Origin of the sequence: Fusobacterium ulcerans ATCC 49185 (genome assembly GCF_900683735.1) — a bacterium.
In the GTDB taxonomy this organism is placed as follows: domain Bacteria; phylum Fusobacteriota; class Fusobacteriia; order Fusobacteriales; family Fusobacteriaceae; genus Fusobacterium_A; species Fusobacterium_A ulcerans_A.
Window position 1 is genome coordinate 3,209,821 of the sequence record NZ_LR215979.1, and the last position, 18,392, is coordinate 3,228,212.

The 18,392-nt window shown below is 29.4% G+C and carries 10 protein-coding genes; 5 read left to right on the plus strand and 5 right to left on the minus strand.

Annotated features, from left to right (window positions below; translation table 11 throughout):
• The first annotated feature begins 41 nt into the window (after window positions 1-41).
• The 5 genes from E0E45_RS14410 to E0E45_RS14430 all read left to right on the plus strand — a co-directional run bounded on the left by E0E45_RS14410 (window position 42) and on the right by E0E45_RS14430 (window position 12,491).
• Window positions 42-563, plus strand: a complete 522-nt coding sequence (locus E0E45_RS14410; protein WP_130891803.1) for a hypothetical protein — start codon at window positions 42-44, stop codon at window positions 561-563.
• Window positions 564-1,125: 562 nt separating this feature from the next.
• Window positions 1,126-4,563, plus strand: coding sequence for a hypothetical protein (locus E0E45_RS14415; RefSeq protein WP_130891804.1), 3,438 nt, complete (start codon window positions 1,126-1,128; stop codon window positions 4,561-4,563).
• A gap of 169 nt (window positions 4,564-4,732) precedes the next feature.
• Window positions 4,733-10,600 carry a hemagglutinin repeat-containing protein gene (locus E0E45_RS14420; protein ID WP_130891805.1) on the plus strand — a complete coding sequence of 1,956 codons (5,868 nt, stop codon included), beginning with the start codon at window positions 4,733-4,735 and terminating at the stop codon, window positions 10,598-10,600.
• A 119-nt stretch (window positions 10,601-10,719) separates the two neighbouring features.
• On the plus strand, window positions 10,720-11,718 hold the full coding sequence (locus tag E0E45_RS14425; protein WP_130891806.1) for a hypothetical protein: 999 nt from the start codon (window positions 10,720-10,722) through the stop codon (window positions 11,716-11,718).
• 374 nt (window positions 11,719-12,092) lie between these two features.
• Window positions 12,093-12,491 carry a PepSY domain-containing protein gene (locus E0E45_RS14430; protein ID WP_130891807.1) on the plus strand — a complete coding sequence of 133 codons (399 nt, stop codon included), beginning with the start codon at window positions 12,093-12,095 and terminating at the stop codon, window positions 12,489-12,491.
• 266 nt (window positions 12,492-12,757) lie between these two features.
• On the opposite strand, the gene E0E45_RS14435 is transcribed toward E0E45_RS14430, so the two are convergent.
• From E0E45_RS14435 to E0E45_RS14455, 5 genes are all read right to left on the minus strand, one after another.
• A complete protein-coding gene (locus E0E45_RS14435; protein WP_130891808.1) occupies window positions 12,758-13,150 on the minus strand; it encodes a hypothetical protein in 393 nt (130 codons plus the stop codon).
• A gap of 357 nt (window positions 13,151-13,507) precedes the next feature.
• Complete coding sequence (locus E0E45_RS14440; protein ID WP_172604205.1) at window positions 13,508-14,839, minus strand: APC family permease; 1,332 nt, start codon at window positions 14,837-14,839, stop codon at window positions 13,508-13,510.
• 36 nt (window positions 14,840-14,875) lie between these two features.
• Complete coding sequence (locus E0E45_RS14445; RefSeq protein WP_130891810.1) at window positions 14,876-15,499, minus strand: GntR family transcriptional regulator; 624 nt, start codon at window positions 15,497-15,499, stop codon at window positions 14,876-14,878.
• Between the two features lie 164 nt (window positions 15,500-15,663).
• Entirely contained in the window at window positions 15,664-16,845 is a 1,182-nt protein-coding gene (locus E0E45_RS14450) for a M20 metallopeptidase family protein (RefSeq protein WP_130891811.1), read from the minus strand.
• Between the two features lie 33 nt (window positions 16,846-16,878).
• Window positions 16,879-18,216, minus strand: a complete 1,338-nt coding sequence (locus E0E45_RS14455; RefSeq protein WP_130891812.1) for an APC family permease — start codon at window positions 18,214-18,216, stop codon at window positions 16,879-16,881.
• Between the last annotated feature and the right edge of the window lie 176 nt (window positions 18,217-18,392).

The window sequence follows — 18,392 nt, forward strand, 5'->3', positions numbered from 1 at the left end:
TAATGCTGGGTTAACAATGAAGATTTCTGGGGATATTAATATTGAAACTCATGAGACCTGTTATGGCTGGAAGAAATCCTAGTAAGCCTCCATTACTTGTTTTAAAAGATGTTAATGGTAATGTTAAAGTTGTAGATCCAGAAACAAATAGAACTCTTAATGAAAATGAATATAGATGGGAAAGTGATGGAATTTACGCGCAAAATATAGATATAGAAGGAAACAATATTAAAAATGAGACAATTATTAGAAATTTAAGAGAATATAGACAAAATAAAATTAAAATTAAAGCAAATAATTTAGAGAATAGTAATATAATTGCATCTTCTGGTGATTTAGAAATTAATGCTAAAAAAATAACTAATAGTAAAATGATTAATGATAAATTGCAAGAAAAAAATATAACTGGTTCTATGTCTGGAGCAAAAGTTGTAATAAATACTGAAGAAATAACTAATGAAGGTGAAATTAGACAGAATACTCATACTAAAGGAGAAGCTGTAGACCTATACAATGGACTAACAATTAATATAAAAATGGAAGCTTTAGTAATACAGGAGTAGTTTCTGGATATAATATTGAAATAAAAGGTGAAAACTTTAATTTAGTTAATGACAAAGGAGCAACAATAGTTGCTGCAGACAGAGTCTATCCATATGGAGCAGGTAACATAAAGATAAGCGCTGCTTCAATTAGCAATAAAGGATCTATTTTAACAGGAGGACTTGGGGACTCTAATAATATTGAGATCACAGCTCAAACTTTAAATAACCTTGGATATATCATTGCTCAAAAGGTAATACTTCTATTAATGCAAAGGAGATATAAGCAACCAAGGTGAAATCATTGGAAACAATGTAACTATAAAATCTGAAAAGGATTTTGTTAACTATGGTATGGTTTCTGCTATGGAAAAGTATTAATTCAAGTTAATAAGTTCTTAAATGCTGGATATGATCCAAGTGGAGCTTCTCTATTAGAACAATATTTAACTGAATTCTATAAATTAACTAATGAAAGCGTTACTGATGCTGAAAATATGATATATTAGATATAGAAGATAGATTAAAAAGAGTTACAGATCCAAAAGAAAGAGAAATTTTAGAAGCTAAAAAAGCTCATTTAGTGGCTGTAAAAGCAGATTTAGAAAAATTAACTGAAGACTTAAAAATGGTTTCATTTGGTACAGTAGCAGGAAAAGATATTGATATAACTACTACTGGAACAAGAACTACTGGAAAAACTAATGATAATTTAGATAACTCTGGAATAATAAAAGCTGAAAATAAGTTAAATATTAATTCAGCAGCTGGAATTACTAATAATGGTATTATTGAAGCTAGTAAAGAACTAACTATGAAAGCTGGTGGAGATATAGAAAATACCAGAAGAATTTATGGTGGTGATAAAGCTACTATTGAAGGTAAGAGCTTCTCATCTGTTGGTGGAGAAGATGCACTAAAAGAATATACAGAAGCACTTTCAGAGTATGAAAGTAAATTAAAAGAATATGGTGTAAGTAAATTTGAAGACTTTGATGTGAAAATAAAGGCATTAGAAGCACAATTGCAAAAAGAAACTGATGCTAAAAAAATTGCTGATCTTAGCAAACAAATTGAAACACTAAGAAAGCAAAAATGGGATGTCTCTGTTAAAAAGGCTGAGTTATCAAGTCTTAGATTTGGAATAGTTGAGTCTAAAGATCTCACTATAAATGTTAAAGATAAAATAGACAACCAAGGTATCATAGGCGCAAGTGAAAGTTTAAAATTAAAATCTGAGAGTGGAGATATTGACAACGCTGGAATCATAATTGCTAATAAAGCAGACATTGATGCTGGGAAGGATATCAATAATAATGGTATCATAAATATAGATAATGACTTGAATTTAAGCGCTAAAGGAAATGTTACAAGCAATGGAACTATAACAGTTGGAGAAAATCTCACTGGTAAGATTATTAATAACTTTGAAATTGATTCTTTAAAAGTTGGAAAAAATATAGGCTTAGAAACAGGAAATGCTAAATTTAAAAAAGAATTAGAAGTTGGTGGAGATGCTAAAATAACTCTAACTGGTACAGATCAAAATGTAGAGATTAATGGAACAGCTAATATTGTTAAAAGCTTGGACATTAAAGGAGGAGGGCTTTCAAATACTGGAACTACTACTATAGGAGAAAATTTAAAAGTAGATAAAGGTAACAGTAATTCTTCTTTTAGCAACACAGGAGACTTAAATGTTGCAAAAGATACCAACATCTTAACTGAAGGTTTTAATAATGCAAATAAAATGATTACTGGTGGAACTTTAGATGTTAACGCTGGTAATGAAAAACTTGTTAATACTGGAAACCTTCAAGCTGGTTCAAAAGTAAATATTACATCTAATGGTGTTGAAAATAGTGGAACTGCAATATTTGGTGGAGATACAACTATTAATGCAGGAAATGGAGATATTTTAAATGAAAGTCTTGAAGTAACTGGAGATTTAAATATAACAACTACAGGAAATTTAACAAATAATACTAAACTGCAAAATACAAAAAATTTAACTGTATCAGCAAAAGATTTCACTAATAAAGGAAATATTTTAAATGCTGGATCAGATATTACAGCAAGTGGAAATATTTCAAATACTGCTAATGCCTCTATAGAATCTACTGGAGATTTAACATTAAAAGGTAGTCAGAATATGACAAATGAAGGAAAAATTGTAACTACTGGTAATGGAAGGGTAGAAGTAGCAGGAAATTTAGAAAACACTGGTTTCTTAGCAGCTGGAACATCTAAAGATAGAAATGATAGCGGAAATTTAATAGTTAGCGCAGGAAAAGTAGATAATAAGAATAATGGAATTATTCAAGCAAAAAAACTGGATTTGAAAATTACTAAAGGATTTAATAACTCGCAAGGTGCAAATATACTTGGAGGAGATATTTCAATAGATGGAAAAGCTCCAACATTAAATACTAATTTTGAAAATAAAGGAAATATTATCAGTAATGGTACTCTTAAAGTTGACCTTGGAAATAACCAGAAAGATATCATTATAGGAGAAACAGGAAAATTAAGTTCACAAAAGTTAATGACACTAGTAACTGGTGGAAATATTAATAACTCTGGAAAATTTCAAAATTATGGACCTTTAGATTTCTCTGCAGGGAAGGATATTACAAATACAGGAATGCTTGTAAGTAATGGAGATATCAAATTAAAAGCCCAAAATATTAGTAATATAGGTACTGATAAAGGTGGAAGTACAATTTGGGCTAATGGAAAAATAACTTTAGAAGCAGATAAAAATGTTCTAAACAAAAATCATTCTGTAATAGAATCAAAAGGAGATATGGCAATAACTGCTGAAACATTACTAAATGAAGCTTCTAAAATACAATCTGGTGGAAAATTAACAATTAAAGCAGATAAAGTTGAAAATAAGACAATATATCAAGATGCTGGAACAAGTTATTATACACTAGAAATAAAAGATAATTGGGTAACTGGATGGGGAGATAGTACATATGACCATAAATTTTCAATGACAATGAAAATTCCTGTTTTCCAAGCTAATAATGTTAATATAAAGTCAGAAGATAGAGGATTTATCTCATCAAGAGGAGATTTAGCGATTTCAGGTAAATCAAAAGAAACATCTGATGTAGTTAATAGCGCTGGAACAATACAAACTTCAAGTAATATGAAAATAACAGGAAATATTAGAAATGAAAGTGCAGCAACAACTAAATCTCTGGAAGAAATTCTAGACTCTATAAAAGTCTCTTTATACTGGAGAAATCATGGATGGGTAGTAGGATCTCCTATATACCAAAGTGGAACAACATATGAAGATAAAAGTTTATTAGAAGTTATGAGAGAAATGGCAAATAATGCACTAACTGGATATTATTCACAAATAGATGCAGGAACATTGGCTGCATTAAAAGGAGTATATAATTCAGGTAATACAGAAATACAAGAAATATTAAATACAGTATTTGGTTCTTCAGCTTGGATAACTTATGATCAAGATACTTTTAATAAAAATGTAGATATAAACTTTTCAGGAACAAAGCATTACTATATTGCAAATGGAAATGCCAATATATTAGCAGGAGGTAGCTTTACTCAAGAAAAAGGTACTTTGATTAATGGTGGTTCTGGAGACGTTGGAGGAAATAAAAGTGTTACAGTAAACATTGGAGGACAACAAGTAGATGCAAGTACAGGAAATCTTGGCGTAACAATTAGCGACCCAAATCAAATTACTGAAGTTGATGGAGTAAAAACTGTTCATAAAGTTGAAATTCAAAAAGGAGAAGTAACTATAAATGGAGTTACTATCTCTAGTTCAACTGGAGGAACTATTTCTTCAATAGCTGTAGCAGGTACAATAAATCCAGTTATATACATAGAAATACCAACAGGGGAAAACGGAGTATTTAGACCAGCTACTCCTAAGCCAGGAGAAAGAGTTCCATATAAATATGAAACTAATCTTGAATTTATAGATTTAAGTAAGTACTATGGTTCTGATTACCTTTTCAAACAGATAGGGATATGATCCAGATAAAACACCAACAGTTATTGGAGATGCATATTATGAAAAAGAACTAATTGATAGAAGTATAAGAGAAGGTTTAGGATATGCTGGAGAGATAACTAATGATAATGTAAAAACTTTACTTGATAATGGAGCATTAGTTAGTAAAGATTTAGGACTAGTACTTGGAATGCCATTGACTCCAGAACAAGTAAATAAATTAGAAAAAGATATTATTTGGTATGTTGAAATGGAAGTTGATGGAGATATAGTTCTTGTACCACAAGTATACTTTGGAAAAGAAACAAGAATTAAAATGGCTGAAAGCGACAAAGGTGGAGGAGCAGGTTCTAATATTAAAGTAGATGGAGATATAAATATTGATGCAGAAAATGTTGTTAACTCTAATGGAAATATTATTGGAGGAGGAAACGTTAACATTAAATCTGAAAATGAAATTATAAATAATGCAACTGGTGGATTTAATGGCGGAATTGCTGCTGGTGGAGATATATCTCTTTGCAAAAAGAATAATATTAATATGGAAGGTGGAACTGTAAAAGGTGATGGAGATATAAATCTTAAAGCTGGAAATGAAATTAATATCGAATCTGGAATAGGATATGATGATAAAGGAAATCAAATTATTTCTAACAATGCAGGAATCCAAGGAAAAGGAAATATCAGTGTTGATGCAGAAAAAGATGTTAATTTAAAAGGCGCTTTCATTGAAGGTACTGGAGAAGGAAGTGTCAATATCAGCGGTGAAAATGTTAATATTACTGACCAAAACTTGATAAGCAGTGAAAGTAAAAAAACAGATAATTCTTCATATAGTTCAGTTTCATCTAAATCTTCAGGATCTACAGTAGCTGGAGAAAATATTAATATTAAATCTAAAAATGATATTAATGTTAAGGGAAGTAATGTTGTAGCTGGAGATGAAGCAAACCTAGAAGCAGGAAATAATGTTAATATTACTGATGGAAAAGATTATTCTCATGAAACAGGAGAATCATCTTTTGTAGGATTTAAAAATGGATTATTTACAGTAGAGTCTAGCAGTTTTGAAGAAACTAAGTCAACATCAGTTGGAAGTACAGTAGGTGGAGTAGGAGGTCTCAATGTTAAGGCTGGTGGAGATACAACTATACAAGGAAGTGACTTAATTGCTGGTGAAAAAGGAATTAACATTAAATCTGAAGGAAATGTAAATATTCTAGATGGCCAAGATACAATATCAGGAAAATCAAGCTCAAGCAGCTTTGGAACAATTTCATATACATCATCAAATGAAGAATATAAAGGAACAACATCTACAAAAAGCAGCCTAAGCTCAATGGGAGATCTAAATATTGAAGCTGGAGGAAATGTAAAAGTTGTTGGAAGTGATATTGCATCTTTAGGAGATACAAATATAAAAGTTGGAGATGGAAAAGAAGTTAAATTTGAAGCTGGTAAAAATACATATGAGCACAGCAGCAACTCAATTACAGTTGGAGTAACTTCTGCAGATGCAAGCGCAGGAGCAGGAGGTGCAAGTGCAAAAGCTAGCTGGAATCATGTAGATGGAGGATCAACAGAAGTTATTACTGGTGATGCAGTTCAAGTGGCTAAAGACAGTCAAAATAAAAATGGAAAACTAGGTAAAAACTATATGGATTCTTTAACATCTGCACAAACAACTGTTGGAGTATCTGTAAAAAATTCAAGTGAAAAGAGCACTACTTGGTCAAAAGGAAATGTTTCAACTGGAGGAAACTTGAATATAACTTCTGGAAGCGATGATAACTCTAGAGGTACAGTAGATATTGGAGGAGCAGACTTTACAACTGGAGGAGACTTCAATATTACAGCTAAACAAATAGATACAACAAAATATACTGATGTAACTGAAAAAACAAATTCAGATTTCTCTCTTGGAGTAAAAGTATCAAATAGTACTACAAGTAGTATAGCAGATGCAGTAAATAAAGGAATGCAAATAGCAGAAACTGCAGCAGATCCAGAAAAATCACTTAATGCAGGATTAACAGCAGCGCAAGTAGCAGGAACTGCAACAAACTTAATTTTTGGAGATCTTGCAGCAAATACATCTACTCTTACAGGAGAACTAGGATATAGCGAAAGTTCTTCTAAACACACAAAAGAGAATGAAACAGTTATTCAATCAGGTGGAAAAATAAACTTCAAAACTACAGATGGAGATATTAACCTAAATGGTGTACAAATGAAAGGAAATGAAGTAGTTCTTGATGCAGATGAAAAACATAATATAAATATTAATAGTGCAAAAGAAACATATACAGAAAATTCATTTAGTATAAATGCATCAGGAGGAGTTACAGCAAGTGCTGGAGTAGGAGCAATAGATGGAGGAAATGCACAGTTAGGAGTAACAGGAAATGCAAGCTTTAGCAAATCAGATGTAAACAATGAATATAGCCATGGTTCAGTTATTGAAGCTGGAAATGTAGAATTAAAAGGTAAGGATGTTAATCTTAAAGGAAGTAACATAGTTGCAGATAATTTACATACTGAATTAAAAGGAAATGTAAATGTAACTACTGAAACAGATAAATATGATGAATCAAGAATAGAAGCTTGGGCAGGAGTAGATGGATCTCTAGGAGTAGCATCAAATACTATCGGAACAGGAGACCTTGGAGTTTCAGCTGGTGGAGGACAAATCTATAAAAAAGGAGATGTTATAAACAATCAAGCAGGAATTGTTGTTAAAAATGATATCACAGGAACGATAGAAGGAGACCTAAACCTAAAAGGAGGAGTTTTTGGATCTGAAACAGGAAATGCAAATGGAAACCTTACAATAGGTGGAAATGTAAATGTTGAAGATGTAAAATCAAATCTTGAAGCTGGAGGAGCTATAGTTGGAGGAAATATAGGATCTAAAGGTGGCGGAATTCAAGGAGAAGTTGGAGACGTAATAGATCTAGAGAAGACAGCAAAAGGAACAGTTGCCTTAAATCCTGGAAATACTCAAATCGGAGGAGATGTAACAGTAAATGGAGAAAGCGCTCAAGATGTAACTAGAGATAATGATCCATTAAAAGGAGTTAATACAGATCTAAGCAACAGTCTGACTACAGATAAGGATGTATATGAAGGAGGAGGAACTTTCTCTGGAACAGCAAGTGTACCTAGCTTTGGAAGGAAGAAAAAAGGAGACAATGATAAACCAGTAGTAGATTTAGTTGATGGAAATTCAACTAAGGTAATTACTGGAAAAGTAGAAGGAGGACCTTCTTATCCAGAAATAAGCACATCTCCACAACCTAATAAAGGAGTTGTAGATAAAGGAGGAAGTAATGTTCCAGAACTAAAACTTCCTACAACAGAACCACCAGTAAAACTTCCAGTTCCTGAAATTAAAAAACCTGATACAGTTGATGGAGGAAGTATAAAAGGAAATGTAGTAACAGAGCCAAACACTAAGAAAACTCCAGAAGTAACAGGAGGAGAAAACAGTAATAAGACACCTGTAGTAAGTGGAGGACAATATGTAAAAAATCCTGAAACTGGTAAATGGGAATCAGCAAGCGGATCAAAACCAGGAGCAATTTTAACTGGAGGCGCTATTACTAACAAGAATGCATTGGATGGATTCCAAAAAGGCGCTGAAAGCCTAAATGGAACAAAACAAGCTCCAGAAGTAACAGGAGGAGAAAACAGTAATAAGACACCTGTAGTAAGTGGAGGACAATATGTAAAAAATCCTGAAACTGGTAAATGGGAATCAGCAAGCGGTTCAAATCCAGGAGCAATCTTAACTGGAGGCGCTATAACTAACAAGAATGCATTAGATGGATTCCAAAAAGGCGCTGAAAGCCTAAATGGAACAAAACAAGCTCCAGAAGTATCAGGAGGAGGAAACAGTAATAAGACACCTGTAGTAAGCGGAGGACAATATGTAAAAAATCCTGAAACTGGCAAGTGGGAATCAGCAAGCGGATCAAACCTAGGGGCAATCTTAACTGGAGGTGCTATTACTAACAAAAATGCATTGGATGGATTCCAAAAAGGTGCTGAAAGCCTAAATGGAACAAAACAAACACCAGAAGTAACAGGAGGAGAAAACAGTAATAAGACACCTGTAGTAAGCGGAGGACAATATGTAAAAAATCCTGAAACTGGCAAGTGGGAATCAGCAAGCGGATCAAACCCAGGGGCAATCTTAACTGGAGGTGCTATTACTAACAAGAATGCATTAGATGGATTCCAAAAAGGTGCTGAAAGCTTAAATAAAGGGAAAAATGAAAGTGCAAAAGGAAGTACAGTAACAGAGTTAAATGTTAAGAAGACTCCAGAAGTAACAGGAGGAAATAGTTCTGTAAAGGGTAATGCAGAAAATGTTACTGTTGGTGAAAATATTGAAAATAAAAAAAATTCTCAGGATATTACACTTCCTTCTAATACAGATTTCCAAAATAAAGAAAATAATAATTCTTTGACTAAAGAAGATTTAGCTAAAGTTCAAGAATTTATGGATGTTTCTGATCAAATTCTTAATTTTCAAAAATCTCTTATAGAGGATAAAGAAAATAGTCTATCTGCTATTAGAGATTTAGAAACTGAATCTCAAATACTTTTAAAAGATATGCAAAAATTTATAAAAGAAAAAGAAAGTAAGAATATTTTTCTTAGTGAAGAAGGTGAATCTATTTTTGAATATATACAGGAAAATATTAAATCTTTTAATAAAAATAAAGAAACTTTTTTTCCAGAATTTTTTCCTTCACCTTCAAAACAAAGTAAAAGTAATGAAGATAGTTCTATTCTTATAAGAGCAGAGGAAGATATCAGAAAAAATATTAAATCTGTTGCTGATTATGCTACAAATATTCCTAGAGAACACTTACTTGCATATATGAATAATATTATTAAAAACAAAGAATTTAAAGATATTACTGAAAATACTCAAAATAAAAATAATATTATTTTAAAAAATCCTGTATTAAATAATGATATTAACACTGAAAAAAATTTAAATAAAATATATGATAAAATTTTTTCTTCAATAGATCAAAATGTAAGAAAAAAATTAGATGATTCATTGGCTGAAAAATTAATTAATAATAAACAATTAGAACAGCTATTAAAAAATAATGAAGTAAATGAAGCTAATTTAATAAAAATGGGAACTATTATCCAAAAATTAAAAGGAGAAGTGTATAGAGATATTTTAGGAGAGAACTACTCAGAAATTAAAATTAAAATAATATCTGATCCTAGTAGTAATTCTAATTTACTAGGCGGAAATGATAAAAAAAATCTCTATATTTATTTAAAAGAAAACCAAAATATAAAAGATTATTTTACAACTATGGTTCATGAATTAACACATCAAGATCAAAATAATATTTCTAATTCGAATAATCCAGAAGTATCTGATTTAAAAAAATTATTTATTATAAATGGTGCTCCTGGTGGATACATAAAACATGATGAGATAGAATATAAGCTACAACCACTTGAAAAAGAAGCTTATGCTGCAGAAAGTACTGTGGCAGATAAGGTTTTAGAAAATAGTAAAATAAAAAATAGTCAAAAGGAAAAACCTGAAGACAACATGAATGATTATTCTAATAATGGATTAGATTTACCTCCTGTTGATTATGAGCAATCTGATATTGAAAGTGACTTTGGAGATGACTTTTCAAGTTTTGTAAAGTCTAGTTTCAATAAGGAAAAACCTGAAGACAACAATGGTTATTCTAATATTGGATTAGATTTACCTCCTGTTGATTATGAGCAATCTGATATTGAAAGTGACTTTGGAGATGACTTTTCAAGTTTTGTAAAGTCTAGTTTCAATAAGGAAAAACCTGAAGATAACATGAATGATTATTCTAATAATGGATTAGATTTACCTCCTGTTGATTATGAGCAATCTGATATTGAAAGTGACTTTGGAGATGACTTTTCAAGTTTTGTAAAGTCTAGTTTCAATAAGGAAAAATATGAAGATAATATGAATGATTATTCTAATAATGGATTAGATTTACCTCCTGTTGATTATGAGCAAAAAAAAAACTAAATATAGAGAATAAGTTATTAGAAAAAATAAAAAAATTAGTAAGTGAAAAGGGAATTTCAACTATTGAAGAAGAAGAAATATCAAAATTAAATTCTGAAGAAAAAGAAAAAGCTTTTCAAATGTTAGATGAATGGGAAAAACTAGTAAGTAATCAAAATATGGGTATTGACTATCTTGAAAAATTAGTAGAATTAGAAGAAAACATGCAAAAATTTAGTAGTAAAATGGAGGAAAAATATGATTTTTCCCAAATAAAAGAACTGGAAATTAAACATTTTCCTAAAATAAATACTGGAAATATTGAAGACCTTTTTCAAATTCCTTATCCTGAGTTTAAAGAAAATATATTGCTTTATGGAGTAAGTGAAGTTAATGAAGGAATTGGGAGAGATGGAATTGCTGAGACTGCTTTAACTAATAAGGATACTCCTCTTTATGCTGATGCTTATATTTACAATATGGGAATAGACATAAATCTAGATAAAGAATATGTTATCAAAAATAATGTAAGAGCATTAATAGATGAAGTAATGAAGAGCAATGGACAAATATCTGAAAAAGTTAAAGAAATGTTATTAATAAAAACTGAACAACATCCTGCTGATAAAAAGCTCTTTCATTCAGATAAAGTCAATCCTACTGCTGATAAGGAGTTACTTGATATTTTACTTCAAGATAAAGAATACATTGATACTCTCAAAGAAATTGATTTTATTGATAAAAAAATACAATCTCTTGAAAAAGAATTAGAAAAAGAACAATCAGAAGATATAGTTATAAATCTTAATTTCTTAGAAGAAGATATTTTCAATGCTTTTAATAAATTAAATGAAATTAAAACTATAACTATTTTGGATAAAGTATTAAAGGAAGGAGGAAAAATATATTTTTCTTTAGATCAAATCGCTTCTTCTATTGATTCAACAGGAAAACTATATTTAGATAAAGAGAAACTGGCAGATGTATTATTCAATCCAGATTCAGATTACTACGATACAATAACTTCTAGAGAACTTAGATATATCTATATAAATCATTTAAATAATCCAAATTTAAAATTTTTACTTATGAGACAAGTAATTGAATTTCCAGAAGAATTTATAGAAAATAATAACTAAAAACTGGTATCTTCAGGCTGTAGATGATTAAAGCTATCTACAACCTGAAGCTATTATACATTCTTACTTTTTTATTTTGTTAGAAGTATTATTTTAAACTTAATATCTCTAATTTTAATATTTATTTATAAGAATCAAAAGAGTATTTTAAGTAAAAAACGTATATAAAGATTATCCACATCATATTGAAAATATAGTGGGATATTAAAGTTTATTTCTAATTATTATTTGTTATATATAATCTAAAAGCGTTCTTTATACAAGAATTATATTTATTTTTCCAATAAAAATATAAAAAAATTTTATTTTAATGTTTCTTTAATAATTAGAATATATAATCAAAATATAAATCAAATAGATGAAAGGAGAAAATTATGAATATTTTAAAACAAGGAAAAAAAGAAATTAAAACTCTATTATTATCTACAGCTGTACTTATGGTGTTAGTTGGAACAGGGACTTTTGCAAGTGATTTATTGCATAAAAAAAGAGCTAGAGAAGTTGAAATGAATCTTATCCAAAATCAAGCTATTAATAATGGAATAAAATTAATAAGTTCAGAAGAAGCAAAACAAGTAGCACTTTCAGCAGTTGGAATCAAAGAAAGTGAGGTGAGGTATTTTAAAATTAAATTAGATCAGGAAGATGATTATAGACCTACTTTATATGTTTATGAAGTAGAATTTGTACATGATGGATTGGAATACGAATTTGATATTGATGCAACAAATAAAAAAATTCTTAAATCTGATGTAGATTCATGGTTTGATTAAAAACAATTTAAAACTTAGTGAAAAAACTGTCTATATATAATAAATTTACATTCTGTATAATAGACAGTTTTTTTAATTTAAATTAATATATTAATCATGACTATTAAATCCCTTTAGAACTTTTCATTTATCTATTTTTCTATTATTTATTCAATATTTTTTTCTAATATTTTCTAAAATTAATTAATCTTTTTAAAAAAATAAAAAAATGAATCTGAACTATCAAACTTTAACCAATAGTTTAGATTCATTTCAATTAATTTATTTTAATCAGGCTTATATACTCCACTATTTACAGCATTCTGCATTGCAGCTCTTATTTTAGTACCTCTTACAGAAGCTCCTGCCACTTCTATCTCCTCTGGTTTATAAAGTTTTTCTAAAACTTCTTTTAGTTTTTTTCCTTCTGTAAATTTTAAAATATTCTCATATCTTTCTTTTTGATCAGCTACTGATTTTTCTTTTAGATAGTCTATTCCTTTATATGCAAGTGTTCTATATTTAGGATTCCTCACAGTATCATCTTTTAAATTAAACTGTACCTCAACCTGTGTTTCCTGACCTGATACAAATACTCCTCTATAAAGACCATTTCTAAATTCTGTACCATATGAAACAACACTGCTCACTAATGCAAGCATCAATAAACTTTTTCTCATTCTGCTACCTCCTAGGTGTTTTAGAATATTATAAGATATTTTATTTTCATAGTCAATATATTTGTGTTTCAAAATTAAATTACAAAATTTATTTTAAATATCCTATTATAAAAAATGTTTTTAAAGTTCTTATGTTTGTAATATAAATGCCACAAAAGAATAGTATATTTAATACATAACAAAATAAATCTTTCCCCAAGATGTTTTATATATAAAAATAAAGAAAGCGGTTTTTTAATTAACTGCTTTCTTTATTTTTTGAATAATTATTGATATTTTTATATCTCTGTTTATTTAAAAATTCTATTTTAAATTCATTAAAATGATTTTTAGCTAGAGTTGTTCAAAAATATTTAATTATTTTTTCTCATACAAAATCCCCATATGTACTTTTCCACTTTTCATTCTTAAAACTCCAAATAACAGCGCACACGCAAGCATTCCCAAATTTATTATTACTGCGTTTCTTGATAAACCTCTCAATGTTAAATATGATGCAAATAATGATGTTATAATTGCTAAAACTGCAAAAGCTTTTAGCTTTAAATCTGATATATGATATCTACTTATTTTCCATTCTTCTGGTATTACTTTTGGAATTGAAATTATTGTTGTTGCTATCATGAAATCTGTAAATCTATTTGTAAACACACTTGTTCCTGCTATAAAATCAAGATCTACCCCTATTACTATTGGAAGCATTCCCAAAATATACAAAGCTATTATTAGATTATGAGGTGTTTTAAATTTTTCATTAACATGACCAAAAAATTTAGGAAACCATCCATCATTACATGCTTTTAGTATTGGTTTAGTAACCCATGCTATCTGAGAATTTAAACTCGTTACCAAAGCAAAACATGCTCCTCCTACAATAAAGAATATGTATAAAGGACCTGGTAGAATTTTAGATGCAACTAAACTCAATGGTTGATTGGCTACCTCTTTAACAGGAAATACTCCAGAAGCTATGACAGCCATCACTGCATAAAAAAATGCTACAATTAAAGTTGAAACAATAATACACCATGGAATATCCTTAGTTGGATTTTTTGCTTCTATTGCTAAAGCTGAAATTCCATCAGCTCCACTGCAAGCAAAAGTTAATATCCCTGCCGCTGTAAGGACTCCCATTGGCCCATTTGTCATAAATTCCTTAGGATTAAAAAAATTGCTATCTATATGAAAAAAGCCAAAGAAACAAAATAATGACATAGATATTCCTAAAGTTAGTACCAATAAATTTTGAACTTTTGAAGCTTCTTTAATTCCTATTAGATTTGTAATTGTAAATATTGTCAAACATGCACCAGCAACTACTTTTAAATTTATTCCTGGTATTAAAGAACTAAAATATTGAGCAAATGATAATGCATACCAACTAATCGAAATATTTGCTATTATGCTTATTATTATAAAAGTTCCCGCTAGTTTTTTATATCCAAACATGCCTAAATGAGCATATGTGCCGCCATTTAATCTTACACTTCCATTAACTAAAATTTTTGGAACCAAAGATATTATTATTATTGCTGCTGCTAGAATAAATGCTAAGGCTGCTGATCTTCCTGTCATTCCTATTGCTATAGGCAAAGTTGAAAAAATTCCAGCTCCTGTTACTGTTCCTATTGCATGACATAATAAATCTGTTCTTGTTAATACCCTCTTAAGATTTCCCTCACTTTTCATAATTACTTTCTCCTTTAATACCACCATTAAAACATTTTATAATTCTTCTAAATAATGTTGTAGTATTGCTTTTTTGATCAGGTTCTCTTTTCCTGTTCTTAATTTTTCAAGTAATTTTTTATGAGTTAATACATTTCGCTTTAAAGAATCAATATCAGAATTATAAATATTTAAAAAAATAGAATAATTATATCCGCCAAAATTTTTCCAAGTTTTATAAATTATATTCTTCCCACATTCTTGAACTATAAGCTCATGAAATTTTAATCCTAATATAAACATGTTATCAAAATTTTTACTTTTCTTTATATTACTTAATTCTGCTATTATACTCTCTAACTTTTTTATAGTTTCATCAGCTATTTTAAAATTACAATACTCTAAAGAAATTATTTCTAAATTTGCTCTTAATCTAAAAATTTCCTCTAATTCTTCTAAATTTATTTCACGTAGAAAACATCCTTTTTGTGGAATATATTCCACTATTCCTTCTTGCTCCAATTGTCTTAGAGCTTCTCTAACAGGATTTCTGCTGACATTTAATTCTTGAGCAATAGTAGTTTCTAACATTTTCTTTCCTGGTTTAAATTTTCCCATTAAAATTAAGTGACGAATTTCTTTAGCTACTCTTTCTCTTATAGTATCTATTTTGGGTTCCATTTTTACATCTCCTTCTAAAAAGGTTTATATAGTATAAATTATAATCTAGCATCTAGAAATAATCAACAGGATTATTTGAAGTTAAAATCAATTTTTATATTTCAAAAGATCAGTTAGAAAAAATATTTTCTAACTGACCTCTTTTTATTTATAAATCAATTATACTATTTATTATTTTTTAACCATTTTAAAGCACAATTAGTAAAAATAGCACTTCCTAAATAAAAAACTTTTTCATTAAATTGAACTTTAGGATTATGTCCTCCATATAAATATCCTTCTTCTTTAGACCCTGCTCCTAATCCAAAATATGTACTTGGAATTTCATCAGCATATACTGAAAAATCTTCTGACCCCATCGATTGATGAGTTTCCCTTGTATTTTCTCTTCCTACTATTTCTGAAGCATAAGTTAACATTTCTTCTGTAATCTCACTGTCAGTAACTAATGGAGGAATACCTGGGAGAAACTCAACAATACATTTTCCCCCATACTTTTCTGCAGTTTTAGTTGCAATTTCATTTATTCTTAATTTTACAAATTCTCTTAATTTATTTGAATATGTTCTGAATGTTCCTTCCATTCTAGCAGTATCTGGTATAACATTTCTCACTGTTCCACCATGAAAAGATCCTATGCTCAAAACAAATGGCTGCATTGGAGATATTTCTCTAGTTGTTATACTTTGCAAAGACAAATAAATATTTGTCAAAATATTAATTGGATCTATTCCTTCATTAGGATAAGCTCCATGACATCCTTTTCCTTCAACCTGAATATTAAAATTGTCTGAAGAAGCATACAGATTACCTTTTTTATAAATCAAGTGTCCAGTTTGAACATCAACAGTTTCAATATGCATAGCTATAGCAGCATCTATTTTATATTTTTTTAATAATCCCCCCTTAATTACTGCTTGAGCTCCCTCTAAAGTTTCTTCTCCTGGCTGAAATAACAACAATACAGTTCCTTCTAATTCATTTTCATATTGTTTTAATAATTTAGCTGCTCCCAATAACATAGCGATATGAGTATCATGTCCACAAGTATGTCCATAGTCATTTTTAGATTTAAAAGATAAATCATTAATTTCTCCCATTGGAAGTGCATCCATATCTGCTCTTATTAATAAAGTTTTTCCTGCCTTTCCTATTTTAGCAAGAATTCCACATTTACAAATCTCTTCTATTTCATACCCCATTTCAAAAAGTTTTTGTTTAACAAATGCAGATGTTCTAGGTAATTCAAGACCTATTTCAGGATATTCATGAATATATCTTCTATTTTCAATTATTTCATCTTCAATAGCCTTTGCAGCCCTTTTAATTTCATCAAATTTTTCCATATTTCCTCCCATGACTTAATAAGCATCAATTATTTATTCAGCTTTTTCATATAAAATATCCATATGTATCTTTCCACTTTTCATTCTTAAAACTCCAAATAACAGCGCACACGCAAGCATTCCCAAATTTATTATTACTGCGTTTCTTGATAAACCTCTCAATGTTAAATATGATGCAAATAATGATGTTATAATTGCTAAAACTGCAAAAGCTTTTAGCTTTAAATCTGATATATGATATCTACTTATTTTCCATTCTTCTGGTATTACTTTTGGAATTGAAACTATTGTTGTTGCTATCATGAAATCTGTAAATCTATTTGTAAACACACTTGTTCCTGCTATAAAATCAAGATCTACCCCAGTTACTATTGGAAGCATTCCCAAAATATACAAAGCTATTATTAGATTATGAGGTGTTTTAAATTTTTCATTAACATGACCAAAAAATTTAGGAAACCATCCATCATTACATGCTTTTAGTATTGGTTTAGTAACCCATGCTATCTGAGAATTTAAACTCGTTACCAAAGCAAAACATGCTCCTCCTACAATAAAGAATATGTATAAAGGACCTGGTAGAATTTTAGATGCAACTAAACTTAATGGTTGATTTATTACTTCTGCTAAAGGAAATACACCTGAAGCAACTACAGCCATAATTGCATATAAAATAGCTACTGCCAAAGTTGAAACAATAATACACCATGGAATGTCCTTAGTTGGATTTTTTGCTTCTGGTGATAGTGGAATTATCCCATCAGCTCCACTGCAAGCAAAAGTTAACATTCCAGCTGCTGTAAGAACTCCCATTGGTCCATTTGTTATAAAAGATTGAGGTTCAAAAAAACCAGGTTGAATGTGAAAAATACCAAAAAAGCAAAACATAGACAAAGAAATTGCTAATATAAGAACCATTAAATTTTGAACCCTTGAAGCTTCTTTAATCCCTACTATATTGGTAATTGTAAATAATGTTAAACATGCTCCAGCAATAAATTTAATACTCATCCCAGGGACTAATGAGCTAAAATATTGAGCAAAAGTAATTGCATACCAACTAATTGAAATATTTGCTATTATACTTATTATTATAAAAGACCCTGCTAATCTTTTATAGCCAAATAATCCTAAATGAGCGTAAGTACCTCCATTTAATCTTACACTTCCATTAACAAGAATTCTTGGAACTAAAGATATTATTATTATCACTGCTGCTAAAATAAATGCTAAAGCAGCTGATCTTCCAGTCATTCCTATTGCGATAGGTAAAGTTGAAAAAATTCCAGCTCCTATAACAGAACCAATTGCATGAGACATTAAATCTGTTCTTGTCAAAACTTTTTTTAAATTCACTGCTTCTTGTGCCATTCAAACCCCTCCACATGTTTTTTAAAATGTATACATTTAACGCTATAAAATGTATACATTTTTTTAATGTGATTATATGACTTTTTTCTTTTAAAGTCAAGATTTTATTTTTATTAAATTAGTTTTTTTACTTTTTTCTTTAAAAAAAATGATAAAATTAAGTATTTTTTTTATTA